Source organism: Rhodanobacter sp. FW106-PBR-R2A-2-24 (genome assembly GCF_058789615.1).
Genome location: NZ_JBYTBV010000002.1, coordinates 1,044,518 through 1,057,032 on the forward strand (window position 1 = coordinate 1,044,518; position 12,515 = coordinate 1,057,032).

The 12,515-nt window shown below is 65.1% G+C and carries 10 protein-coding genes, 2 pseudogenes and 1 other annotated feature; of the genes and pseudogenes, 11 read left to right on the forward strand and 1 reads right to left on the reverse strand.

The window, feature by feature from the left end; all coding sequences use genetic code 11:
* Positions 1-76 precede the first annotated feature (76 nt).
* Positions 77-2,215 carry a dipeptidyl-peptidase 5 gene (locus AC3WQA_RS05980; RefSeq protein WP_492674157.1) on the reverse strand — a complete coding sequence of 713 codons (2,139 nt, stop codon included), beginning with the start codon at positions 2,213-2,215 and terminating at the stop codon, positions 77-79.
* Positions 2,216-2,375: 160 nt separating this feature from the next.
* On the opposite strand from AC3WQA_RS05980, the pseudogene AC3WQA_RS05985 reads away from it, so the two are divergent.
* From AC3WQA_RS05985 to AC3WQA_RS06035, 11 genes and pseudogenes are all read left to right on the forward strand, one after another.
* A pseudogene (locus tag AC3WQA_RS05985) lies at positions 2,376-3,610 on the forward strand (IS3 family transposase).
* Positions 2,666-2,782, forward strand: a sequence feature (AL1L pseudoknot). It overlaps the preceding pseudogene by 117 nt.
* Before the next feature lie 140 nt (positions 3,611-3,750).
* Positions 3,751-4,179, forward strand: a complete 429-nt coding sequence (locus AC3WQA_RS05990; RefSeq protein ID WP_492674158.1) for a pilin — start codon at positions 3,751-3,753, stop codon at positions 4,177-4,179.
* Between the two features lie 302 nt (positions 4,180-4,481).
* Entirely contained in the window at positions 4,482-4,907 is a 426-nt protein-coding gene (locus AC3WQA_RS05995) for a pilin (RefSeq protein ID WP_492674159.1), read from the forward strand.
* Positions 4,908-5,202: 295 nt separating this feature from the next.
* A complete protein-coding gene (locus tag AC3WQA_RS06000) occupies positions 5,203-5,454 on the forward strand; it encodes a helix-turn-helix domain-containing protein (RefSeq protein WP_492674160.1) in 252 nt (83 codons plus the stop codon).
* Positions 5,444-6,724 carry a type II toxin-antitoxin system HipA family toxin gene (locus tag AC3WQA_RS06005; protein ID WP_492674161.1) on the forward strand — a complete coding sequence of 427 codons (1,281 nt, stop codon included), beginning with the start codon at positions 5,444-5,446 and terminating at the stop codon, positions 6,722-6,724. Before AC3WQA_RS06000 ends, AC3WQA_RS06005 begins: the two co-directional genes overlap by 11 nt.
* 258 nt (positions 6,725-6,982) lie before the next feature.
* Positions 6,983-7,273 (forward strand): CopG family ribbon-helix-helix protein, encoded by a 291-nt coding sequence (locus tag AC3WQA_RS06010; protein ID WP_492674162.1) that lies wholly within the window; start codon positions 6,983-6,985, stop codon positions 7,271-7,273.
* Positions 7,270-7,560, forward strand: a complete 291-nt coding sequence (locus tag AC3WQA_RS06015; protein WP_492674163.1) for a type II toxin-antitoxin system RelE/ParE family toxin — start codon at positions 7,270-7,272, stop codon at positions 7,558-7,560. Before AC3WQA_RS06010 ends, AC3WQA_RS06015 begins: the two co-directional genes overlap by 4 nt.
* Positions 7,561-7,639: 79 nt before the next feature.
* The gene (locus AC3WQA_RS06020) at positions 7,640-9,559 is read left to right on the forward strand and encodes a glycosyltransferase family protein (protein WP_492674164.1); all 1,920 of its coding nucleotides are present in this window, start codon (positions 7,640-7,642) and stop codon (positions 9,557-9,559) included.
* 46 nt (positions 9,560-9,605) lie between these two features.
* Positions 9,606-9,782 carry a hypothetical protein gene (locus tag AC3WQA_RS06025; protein WP_492674165.1) on the forward strand — a complete coding sequence of 59 codons (177 nt, stop codon included), beginning with the start codon at positions 9,606-9,608 and terminating at the stop codon, positions 9,780-9,782.
* A 52-nt stretch (positions 9,783-9,834) separates the two neighbouring features.
* A pseudogene (locus tag AC3WQA_RS06030) lies at positions 9,835-10,235 on the forward strand (type II toxin-antitoxin system MqsA family antitoxin).
* Positions 10,236-10,435: 200 nt separating this feature from the next.
* A complete protein-coding gene (locus tag AC3WQA_RS06035) occupies positions 10,436-12,505 on the forward strand; it encodes a tetratricopeptide repeat protein (RefSeq protein ID WP_492674166.1) in 2,070 nt (689 codons plus the stop codon).
* The last annotated feature ends 10 nt before the right edge of the window (positions 12,506-12,515 follow it).

The window sequence follows — 12,515 nt, forward strand, 5'->3', positions numbered from 1 at the left end:
AACCCTCACCCCAACCCCTCTCCCTGCGGGAGAGGGGTTGCCTGCAGCTGAGCAACATCGCTAATCGGATGCCGGGTTACGGCTTCGCCGCCGTCCACTGCTTGAGCCACGCATTCACCGTGTCGTGCCACAGCACGCTGTTGTGCGGCTTGAGCACCCAGTGGTTCTCATCGGGGAAGGTGAGGAATTCACTGGGGATGCCGCGGCGCTGCATCGCGGTGAAGGCGCCCAGACCCTGGGTGATCGGGATGCGGAAGTCGTGGTCCGAATGCACCACCAGCATCGGCACGCGCCAGTCCTTGACGTGGTCGAGCGGGTTGAACTTCTCGTAGTTGGCCGGCGCCTCGAACTGCGCGCCGCCGTTCTCGTGTTCCTCGAACCACAGCTCCTCGGTGGCGTAATACATCATGCGCGCGTCGAATACGCCGTCGTGGTCGACGAAGCACTTCCACGGCTGGTTCCACACGCCGGCGATCCAGTAGGTCATGTAGCCGCCGTAGCTGGCGCCCAGCGCGCAGGCGCGGTTGCCGTCGAGGAAGCTGTACTTGGCAAGTGCCGCCTGCCAGCCACGCTTGAGATCCTCCAGCGGCTTGCCGCCCCAGTCGCCCGAGATGGCATCGGTGAAGGCCTGGCCGTAGCCGGTGGAACCGTGGAAGTTGATGGTGACCACCGCGAAGCCCTGCCCCGCGTAGGTCTGCGGGTTCCAGCGGTAGCTCCAACTGTTGGTCATCGCGCCCTGCGGGCCGCCGTGGATGATGAAGGCCACCGGGTACTTCTTGCCCGGCTGGTAATCGGCAGGCTTCACCACGTAGCCCTGCACGGTGTCGTCGTGCCAGCCCTTGAAGGTGAAGAACGCGAAGTCGCCCTCGTGCGCATTCTTCAGCGCGTCGGCGTTGTAGTGCGTGACCTGTGTGAGCTCCTTGCCGTCGGCGTTCACGGTGTAGAGGTCGGTGGGGCGCTTCAAGTCGTTGCGCGCCAGGAGCACGCGCGAGCCGGCCAGCGAATAACTGTCCACTTCGCCATCGCCCACCAGCTGGCGCACCTTGCCGCTGGCCGCATCCACCGCGAACAGCGGGTGCTGGCCCTCGTCGTCGGCGGTGACGTAGAGTGCCTTGCCGTCGGCGGAAAGGCTCATGCCGCCCGGCGATCGATCCCAGCCCGGATCGATCTCACGCTTCGCGCCGGTGGCCAGATCCAGCGCCATGATGCCGAAGCGGTCCGCCTCGAAACCCGGCGTCTTCATCGCGAGGTAGTACAGCGTCTTGCCATCCTTCGAGGGCACCGGGTAGGCATCCCAGGCATGGTTGTCCGCGGTGAGATCCACCGGCTTGGCGGAGCCGTCGGCGGGCACCTGGTAGACGTCGAAATTGGTCGACCACGGCTCGCTCTTGCCCGCGATGCGCACGTCGAAATACACGGTTTTGCCGTCGGGCGAGAACGCAAACTCGCTATCGTCGCCGAACGGCTTGCTGGGCACGTCGCCGTCGATGCCGCGCGTCAACCAGGTCGGCTCTGCCGGCAGCTGCCCCCTGGCATCGAAGCGGCCGAGGTAGAGCTGGTTGCGCGTGCCGTCCATCCAGGTGTCCCAGTGGCGCACGAACAGCTTCTTGTAGAGCGTGCCGCTGGCCTTGTCCGCCGCGCGCTTGTCCTGCATCTGCTTGCTGCAGGCCAGCGTGCCGCAGTCGGTGAACACCGCGTAGGAAAGCAGCACGCTGTGGCCGTCGGGCGACAGCTTGTAGGCCTGCACGTCCAGCGGGCCGTGGCTCACCTGCACCGGCGCGAAGCTGGTCGGCGGGCGATGGCCGCCGCCCAGCAGATCGCCCACGCTACGCCGCCATAGCTGGGTGACGCCGTTCACCGCCGCGAGGAAATACACGCCGCTCCCGTCCGGTGCCCAGCGCGGCGAGGAAGCCGCCATGTTGACCAGTTTCACCGGCTCCGCGCCGCTGCGCGCCAGCTCCAGCACGTAGATCGCGTTGATGCCCTTGTTCGCCGCGTAATCCGTGCTGCGCAGGCTGTAGGCGGCGTAGCGCCCATCCGGCGACAGCTGCGGATCGCTCACCCGATCCATCATCACCAGATCGCGCACGTTGAATGGGTGCGGCGCTTGATCCACGGTGATGGCGGTATCCACCGGCGCCACCGTATCGGTATCCGCCGCCAGCGCGGGCGAGGCCGCCAGCACCAGCAGCAAGGCGGCAAGCAGAGGTTTCATGGACGACTCCCTGGTAGCGAAAGCGTCGACGGTAAGCGGCGGGAGGGCGGCGCGCAAGCCGTCACACAGCAGAGGCAGCGTCAGCCTCAGCTCACCGGCAAGTCATGTGGTGAACCGCCCCGGGATTCTCGGAGGCTCCAACTCTTGAGAGGATGGAGCGATGGAAACCCCGAAGAAGAAGCCCCCAACGTACTCACGTGAGGTCCGGGAGCGAGCGGTCCGGATGGTGTTCGAACACAAGGCAGAGCACCCCTCGCAGTGGGCCGCGATCGAGTCGATCGCCGGCAAGATCGGCTGCACGGCGCAGACGCTGTGCAACTGGGTGCGCCAGGTCGAGCGTGACCAAGGGCTGCGGCCCGGCGCCACGAGCGAGGAGCAGGCCCGGATCAAGGCGCTGGAGCGTGAGGTGCGCGAGCTGAGGCAGGCCAACGAGATCCTGCGCAAGGCCTCGGCGTATTTTGCCCAGGCGGAGCTCGACCGCCGGTTCAAGCCATGAGGGCGTTCATCGACGACCACCGTGGCGTCTATGGGGTCGAGCCGTTCTGCAAGGTATTGCCGATCGCCCCGTCGACGTATTACCTGCACGCCGCTCGCCGGGCTGATCCGGCCAGGGCGCCGGCACGCGGTAAGCGAGACGAGTATCTGTGCGCAGCTATCCAGCGGGTGTGGGATGAGAACCGCCGGGTCTACGGGTGCGCAAGGTCTGGCGACAGCTGCGGCGTGAATCGGTCGACGTGGCGCGCTGCACGGTGGCGCGGCTGATGGGACGACTCGGGCTCCGCGGCGTGATCCGTGGCAAGGGTGTGAAGACGACGGTCAGCGACACGGCGGCGCCCTGTCCGCTGGATCGGGTCAACCGGCAGTTCCGGGCCGACCGGCCCAATGCGCTGTGGGTAGCCGACTTCACGTACGTGTCGACCTGGCAGGGACACATGTACGTGGCCTTCGTGATCGACGTGTACGCCCGCCGCATCGTCGGTTGGAAGGTGTCGAGCACGATGCGCACGGACTTCGTGCTCGATGCCCTGGAGCAGGCGCTGCATGCGCGCAAGCCCTTCGACTAGGGTGGGCTGATTCACCACAGCGACAGGGGATCGCAATATGTGTCCATCCGCTACACCGAGCGCCTGGCCGAGGTGGGCATCGAAGCCTCGGTCGGCAGCGTCGGCGATTCCTACGAACAACGCTCTGGCCGAGACGATCAATGGCCTGTACAAGGCCGAGGTGATCCATCGGCGGTCCTGGCGCAACCGCGAGGCCGTGGAGATGGCCACTCTCGATTGGGTGCACTGGTTCAACCACCATCGACTGCTGGGGCCGATCGGGAACATCCCGCCAGCGGAAGCCGAAGCGGCTTACTATCGGCAACAGGCTGCGTTGCCCAAGGCAGCGTGACTCAAACCAAACAGCCTCCACGAATCCCGGGGCGGTTCACCTCGCGTGATCCCGCGCACATCACGACAACACACGTCGCCACCGCAACATCTTGGTATGCGTCGTGCTTTGATGCCGGCGTCCACCAGGGGAATTCAACCATGTCGCGCCAGCGCCTGTCGTACGGCTTCACTCTTATCGAGCTGATGATCGTGGTGGCCATCATCGCCATCCTGGCCGCCATCGCCGTGCCGCAGTACCAGACCTACGTGGCGCGCGCGCAAACCGCCGCCGCGCTGACCGAGATCACGCCGGGCCGCACCGCCTACGAAACCCTGGTCAACCAGGGCGTGGTCAGCGGCGCGATCTACGCCGACGCCAGCAACCTCGGCCTGCCCAGCAGCACCGAGTTCTGCGCCATCACCGCCACCGCCCCGACGGCCGGCAACAGCGAGATCAGCTGCACGCTCAAAGGCTCCACCGCCATCCGCGGCCACTACATCAAGCTCACCCGCGACAGCAGCGGCGACTGGGGCTGTCTCTCCGACGTGTTGCTCAAATACCTGCCCAGTAGTTGCCAGGCGGGTTAGACCCTCGTCAGTGACATACAACGTCACTTCATGACATTTTACGTCATGCGCTTGAAAAACTTCGCGATCTGCTCCGCATTTCCGCCATCACCCGCCCCGCTTCCGCCTTGCGCTGGCCACGCCCGAGGCCGCACAATCGCCCCGCCTGCTGGCAAGCAGGCATCTCGACAGAGCTGGCACGCTAGCTGCTACTGTCGAAGCGAGCTTCCTGGTCGTTCCAACGGCACGGCGGGGCCGGCATCCACCGCAAGGCGGCGCCGGGGCTCAGGGGGCATCAAAGTCAACACTACCGAGGAACCACCATGAAGAGCATGCAGAAGGGCTTCACCCTGATCGAACTGATGATCGTGGTCGCGATCATCGCCATCCTGGCGGCCATCGCCATCCCGCAGTACCAGACCTATGTGATCCGCTCGCAGGTCACCCGCGCCATCGGTGAGGCTGGCGACCTGAAGGTGGCCATCGAAGACTGCCTGAACAATGGCCAGACCTCATTTGGCACCGGCAGCTGCGTCAACACCAGCACGTCGTCGGATCTTATTGGCCGCCCCCCCGTCACCATGAATGCTGATGGTTCCGCTGAGATCGATGCCGTGATGGCTGGCAACTCCAACGCCAAGGTCAAGACTGGCACAATCAAGTGGACGCGCACCACGAGTGGTGCATGGTCCTGCAAGACCGGTGGTAACATCAGCAACAGCTACGCTCCCTCCAGCTGCCAGAACTAATCGTAGCCCAGCGTAGAGAAAACGCATCACGCAAGGGCCGCCATTGGCGGCCCTTGTTTTTTTGGGGTATCCGGATTCGGCTGTGTTTCGGGCACCTGAATCATTCGCGTCAACCCTGCGCAGAACCGGATTTCGTTGTCGCAGCTCACTCGGCGTTGTTCTGCATTGAAGCCTTGCTCGCGACAAGCTGAATGCGGCAAGCCCCTCGGCTTGCATGAATGTGTACTTCAACGTACATTACTGGCATCATGTGCCAGTAATGTCGGCCAGAGCAGACATCATGCTTGTTCCCAACATGAGTCCCATCGACATCGGCCAAGCGATCCGCAAGGAACGGAAGGCCCTCCGCAAGACCCAGCAGGATCTCGCGGACGCGGCCCAGTGCAGCCGTCAGACCATCCTCGACATGGAGGCTGGCAAGAATGTGTCCCTGCACACGCTGATGGCCAGCCTGGCCGCGCTTGGCAAGGGCATCGCGATCATCGACACGCGCCCGACGGTCGATAACCTCCGCCTCCTGCTCGATCTGGACGACGATGAAAATTAAGGAGCTGCGGGTCGTCACGCCGCAGGGCCTGGCGGGAAGTCTTCGCCACAAGTCCCAGTACGAGTTCGACTACCAGACGAACGATCCCGTCTGCGCGGTATCACTCGCCCTGCCGCTGGAGAAAGACTCGCTGCGGAGCAGCGTCCTTCCGCCCATCTTCTCCATGTCGCTTCCCGAAGGCTACCTTCTCAACAAGATCCACGAGAGGCTGGCCAAGTTCGAGAAGGTGGACGACATGCGTCTGCTCCACCTCACGGGGAAGCAGACCATCGGTCGCCTCAACTTGGAGGCTCCCGGCCAAGCCACGGAGCCGCTGAAAGCCAGCGTTGGCAGGGAGCGTCTGATCCGCGACCCTGCCTCGCGGGAACTCTTCGATCACCTGGTGGACACCTACCTCAACGCAGGCATTTCAGGTGCCCAGCCCAAGGTGATGATCCCGGATGCCGATCACCCCATGCGCGACCGAACCACGGTACTGCACTCCAACCTCATCGTGAAGACCGGAGGCGCCGGCTACGAACACCTGTCGCTCAACGAGTTCATCTGCATGGATGCGGCGCGCCGCGCCGGCATCGCCGTTCCGAATTTCTGGCTCTCGGATGACGGCCAGCTCTTCATCATGGAACGTTTCGATCTGCGCAACGGCAACAAGCTGGGCTTCGAGGACATGACGGTTGTCCTCGACCAGGCACGCGAGCCCACCGGCAACTACAAGTACAGGCAGAGCTACGAAACCATCGCCCGGGCGATCAAGCTCTTCTGCGGCACCAACGCACCTGCCAGCGCCCAGGCCTTCTATGAGTACCTGGTGCTCTGCGTCGCCGTGCGCAACGGCGATGCGCACCTGAAGAACTTCGGTCTGCTCTACGAGCACCCCATGGCCGATGCCCCGACGCTGGCCCCGCTGTACGACGTGGTGACCACGGCCGCCTACGACGATTACAACGCACGCACGGGCACGATGCAGACCGATCGTACCCTCGCCCTCAAGCTCAACAAGCGCTTTTCCTACCCGACACGCGAGGAATTGATAGCCTTCGGCAAGGAGCACTGCTACGTGACGAAGCCCGAACGGGTCATCGAGCGCATCAGCGAAAGCATGCTTGGCTCGATCCACGAGCACCGGGAACGTGTACCCGAACCGTTCTTCAAACGCCTGCTGGCGGAGTGGGAGGCCGGGATCGGCTCCATCAGCCCAACCATCGTACATGTCGGCGCCGCGCCGAGTTCAGAGCCAGGCACCGGCACGGCAGCGCCTGGCTCTCCGTAAAGCACTTCAAGCATGCACCGTCACACAGGAAACGCCAGCCCACTCACCCCAAGGAGCTTGGGCGGTAGAAACCAAGCAGGCGAGGCAAGATTCGTTTTGAGCCAGCTTGCGTGACGGTTTGCAGGCCCATGGTGGTTCCATGGGCCAAAAACCGGTGCGGAAGATGGCCAAAACGGCGCAGCCGCTGCCGCCTGTGTTTCTGCCGCCCATGCCCCCTGGTGTTACGATGTACGCCGGATGTAACCCGAGGCACCTGCCATGAGCGAAGCCACCTTTACCTTCCGGGTCGATGAGACCCTCAAGCACGCTTTCACCACAGCCGCCAAATCGCGTGATCGCAGCGGTGCACAGCTCCTGCGCGACTTCATGCGCGACTTCGTGCAGCAACGCCAAGAGGCCGCCGACTACGACGATTGGTTTCGCAAAGAGGTGGCAGCGGGAATCGTCGAGGCCAACGCCGGCAACTTGATACCTGCGGCAGAGGTGGAAGCTGAGTCAGCCGCGTGGCGTGCGTCCATACGACAGAAGCTTGCGGATCGTGCGGCGTGAACCTGGTCTGGACTGCCCGCGCGAGACTCAACCGCAAGGGCATTCGTGAGTACATCGCGCAAGAGAACCCGGCTGCCGCACTGATGCTCGATGAGCTTTTCACCGAGAAAGCCGGGCGCCTGGCCGATCACCCGGAACTCGGACGCGCAGGCCGCCTCGCCGGCACGCGCGAGCTGGTTGTACATCGAAACTACCTGCTGATCTACGACATCGCCCACGATCAGGTGCGCGTGCTGCGTGTGCTGCATGCGGCCCGAAAATGGCCGCATGACGCCATGGCCGATTGATACTCGCCGCGCGGCGCCATGCAACGCCAAGGACACGCCACGTGCGCCTTGCGCCTTCCCCCCATCTACAAGCCCCCCCATGAACCACGCGCCCAACCGCTTTCCACGCTTCGCGCTGCCCCTGCTGGGCGCCTTGCTGCTGGTCATCCTCGCCTTCTGGCCCGCCCTCCACGGCGGCTTCATCTTCGACGACTACCCCATCTTCGCCGAGAACCCGGCCATCCACGTTACCGGCTGGCATTGGAGTGAATGGCACCGGGCGTGGACGTGGTCGCGCATCAATATCGAGCGCCCACTGGCGATGCTGAGCTATGCGCTGAACTACGCGCTGGGCGGCAGCACGTTCGGCTTCAAGCTGTTCAACCTCATCCTCCATCTGGGCAACACCGTGCTGGTGTGGCTGCTGGCCAAGCGCCTGCTGGATGCCGCCTGGCCCGCAGGCACGGGTGAAGACGCCCATGTCCACCAGCGCCGCCTTGGCGGCTGGGCACTGGGCATTGCCCTGGCATGGGCCATCCACCCGCTGCAAGTCTCCACGGTGATGTATGTGGTGCAGCGCATGGAGGTGATGGGTTTCAGTTTCGTGCTGCTGGCGCTCCTGGCCTACTGGCGCGCGCGCGCGCTGCAACAGGCTGGCCGGCGCGGCTGGCCGTGGTTGACCGTGTGCGCCGTGCTTATCGTGATCGGCTACGGCGCCAAGGAAACCGCCGTGCTGGTGCCCGGCTACGCGCTGCTGCTGGAGTTGACCGTGCTGCGCTTCAAGGCGGCCGCGCCAACCACCACACGGTACTGGCGTGTGTTCTATATCGCCGGTTGCCTGACCGCGCTGGCCGTGTTCCTATTTTACCTCCTGCCGCATTACGCCACGGCGGCGGCCTATGCCGGCCGCGATTTCACCGCTGGCGAGCGCGAGCTGACCCAGTTGCGCGCCCTGCCTTTTTACCTCGGCCTCATCGTGTGGCCCGCCCCCAGCCACATGGTGTTCTATTACGACGATTACCTCGCTTCCACCGGCTGGCTGCACCCGGCCACCACGTTGTACGGTGGGGTGTTTCTGCTGGCCTTGCTGGGCTTGGCCGTGGCCATGCGCCAGCGCCGCCCGCTGCTGGCGCTGGGCATCGGCTGGTTTTTCATGGCACATGTGCTGACCAGCTCGCCCATCAACCTAGAGCTGGTGTTCGAACACCGCAATTACCCTGCCCTGTTGGGCGTGGTGCTGATCGCGGCCGACCTGGCGTGGTGGATTGGCCAGCGCAGCCGCTCGCGCCTGCCCGCGCTGCTGGCTTGCGTGCTCATCCTCAACCTCGGCTTCCTCACCGCGCTGCGCGCGGCCAATTGGGGCAGCAAGCTGATGCTGGCAAGCACCCTGGTGGAACTGAACCCTGGCTCCGCGCGCGCCGCGCAGGATCTGGCGCGCAGCTACATGGCGATGTCGGGCGGCAACCCGGATTCGCCCTTGTATTCGCTCAGCATCCAGCAATTGCAGCGCGCCACTACCTTGCGTACCGACTCGCCGCTGGCCGAGGAAGCCCTGCTGCTGGAGGCCTCGAAAAACCCGCAACTGCCCACCCAGCCCTACTGGGACAGCCTCAAGCGCAAGCTGCGCACGCGCCCGCTGATCCCAGACAGCTTCCAGTCGCTCAACAAGCTGATGACCCAGCGCGTCGGCGGCGACACCGGCATCGACGCCAGGCAATTGGCCGAGGCCTACGCCATCGCGGTGGCCCGCGTGCCCGCGCGCGAAAGCCTGCACGCCGAGTACGCCGAGCTGGCCGGCGGCGTCTTGCATGACACGACGCTGGCCATCGCCCAGTGGCAAGCGACGTTGGCGCTGGACGCCCACCTTGCGCAATACGCTCCGCAACTGGCCGGTTATCTGCTGGAGCAGCACCGACCGCAGGAGGCTTTGGCCGTGATCGCCAAGGCCATGGCGCTGCAACCGGCACTGCGGCACGACGCCGAGCTGCTGGCCTTGCAGACCAAGGCCGCCGCCCCGTAGGAGCCGCTTCAGCGGCGATGCTCCGGGCACATGCGGGAGGCATCGGTTGAATGGGGCGCTGGTGTTCGTGCTCGCGCGGATGCTGCTGCCGATCAATCTCACCGCCGTGCTGTACGTGGTGCAGCGCGAAGAGAGCGTGGCCAATCTGTTCGTGCTGCTGGGCTTGGTCGGCTACGTGTCCGAGCGAGGGCGGGAGGCATCGGTTGAGGCAATGTGTACCTGAAGCTGACGGTCATCGATGACGTGCTCATCGTGTCCTTCAAGGAGCTATGACCATGAAATGTCCCGTGTGCGGCGCGGCGCAGCTGATTCATGATACCCGCGACCTGCCCTACACCTACAAGGGCGACACCACCACCATCGCCGCAGTGACCGGCGACTTTTGCCCCGCGTGCGCCGAGTCCGTACTGGATGCGACGGAATCGGATCGCGTCATGCGCGAGATGCGCGCGTTCGCCAAACAAATCAACGCAGCCATCGTCGACCCTGGATTCATCACCACCGTGCGCAAGAAGCTCGCGCTCGACCAGCGTGAAGCTGCCGAAATCTTCGGCGGCGGCATCCATGCCTTCTCGCGCTACGAGAACGGCAAAACCAAGCCCCCTTGGCCTTGGTAAAACTGCTCAAGGTGCTGGATCGCCACCCCGAGTTGCTAGGCGAGATCCGCACCGCTTGAAACCAGGATGGCTCGCTACCGAGCTGTTGAGAAACAGCCCGGTAGCGCACCCTTCGACTTCAGCGCCATGCACCTACGCTCGGGGCGAACGGAACGGAGAGCCAACTGAGAACCGGCGCGAGTCAGCGTCGCGCCTACGGGCGGCAACCTGCCGAATGGCTAAGATACCCGGCCATGCCCAAGCACCGCGCCCATTGCCCATGAACTCCCGACACCATGCTGCCTGGCTGCTGCTGGCCGCATTAGTGATTACCGCCCTAGCCTACTGGCCCGGCCTCTCCGGCAGCTGGCTGTTCGACGATTACCCCAACATCGTGGACAACCCCGGCGTGCAGCCGCATGCGGCCGGCGTCGCCTCGCTGGTGCGCGCCGCGCTTTCCTCGCCGGCCAGCGAGTTCAAGCGGCCGCTGGCTTCGCTGAGCTTTGCCGCCAACTATCTGGTCGGCGGGCTCGATCCCTGGAGCTGGAAGCTCTTCAACCTGCTGCTGCACCTGTTGAACGGGGTGCTGGTGTTCGTGCTTGCGCGGATGCTGCTGCAGGCCATCCCCGCAGGAGCCCACTCGCAGGCGATGCCGTCCGCCGGGATTCGGAATTGGGGATTCAACAGCATCGCCCGCGAGCGGACTCCTACGATGGCCGTGGCAACCACGGAGCGACGGGCGGGCACCGTGGCCGCACTGATCGCAGGCGGCTGGATGCTGCTGCCAATCAACCTCACCGCCGTGCTGTACGTGGTGCAGCGCGAGGAGAGCCTGGCCAACCTGTGGGTGCTGCTCGGCCTGGTCGGCTACGTGACCGGGCGACGGCGGATGCTGCACGCCCAACCCACCTCGACGTCCCTCCCGGGGTCAGCGGGACGCGGCGACTTCGGGCTTTGCGTGGCCAGCCTCGTGCTGTGCACGGCCATCGGCCTGCTCGCCAAGGAAACTGCGGTGATGCTGCCGCTGTACGCCTTCCTGGTCGAGGCCATCGTGTTCGGCGGGGACACGGAGCGTCGCGCACAGGCGCGCTCGTGGTGGGATGGCCGCCTCCTCGGCCTGTTTGCCGTGGTGCTGTTGCTGCCCTTGCTGCTTGGCCTGTATTGGCTGCTGCCGCAGGTACTGGCGCCCAGCCAATGGGCCACGCGCGACTTCACGCTGGGCACCCGACTGCTGACCGAGGCGCGCGTCATCTGCGGCTATATCGCCTGGACGCTGCTGCCCGCGCCCGGTGCGCTCTCCTTCTACCACGACCAGTTCCCCCCTTCGACCGGCCTGCTCTCGCCATGGACCACACTGGCCGCCATCGGCGTGCTTGCCGCGCTGGCATGGCTGGCCCTGCGCTGGCGCAAACGCCACCCCATGGTGGCGCTGGGCCTGGCCTGGTTCCTGGGCGGCCAACTGCTGACCGGCACCCTTTTGCCGCTGGAGCTGGTGTACGAGCACCGCAACTATTTCGCCAGCCTGGGGCTGATGCTGGCACTGGTGCCGTGGCTGGCGGGATGGCAGGAACAAGCCACCATCAGCTGGCGATGGCCGCGACGGATCATCCTCGCGGCACTGCTGCTGTGGTGGGGCACGCTGACCACGCTGACCGCCTACGCCTGGGGCGATCCGCTGCGTCTCGCCCAGGAGCTGGCCGCGCGCGCGCCCGACTCGCCACGCGCCCAATACGAACTGGGCCGCACCTACATCATCTATTCGCACTATGACCCCGCCTCCCCCTACACGGCGCTGGCCTATGCGCCGCTGGAGCAGGCCGCCGCGCTGCCTCAATCCTCGATCCTGCCGCAGCAGGCGCTGATCTTCATGAATGCGCGCATGGGGCGCCCGCTGAAGGCCGCATGGTGGGACAGCATCATCGCCAAGCTCAAGGCGCACCCCCCCGGCGTGCAGGATGAAAGCTCGCTGGGTGCGCTGGCCAAATGCGCCGAAGATCACGCCTGCCCGCTGCCGCCCGAGCGCATGGTGACCGCGTTCGAAGCCGCACTCTCCCACCCACGCCCATCGGCGCGACTGCAAGCCATGTACGGCGAATACGCATGGAACGTGCTGGACGAACGGGCACTGGCGACCCGCATGATGGACGCCGCCGTGGCCGGCCAACGCTCGGAGCCCGCCTATCACATCACGCTGGCGCGCATGCTGGCGGCGCAGGGTCGCTATGCCGAGGCGGAAAAGCAGATCGAGGATCTGCAAGCGCTCAACATCGGTGGCCGGCTGAATCACGATATCGCCGGGCTGCAGGCGCAGTTGCCGCCTACGCCCGGGCACGACGCGGATCGCCCTTGATTCGACGTCC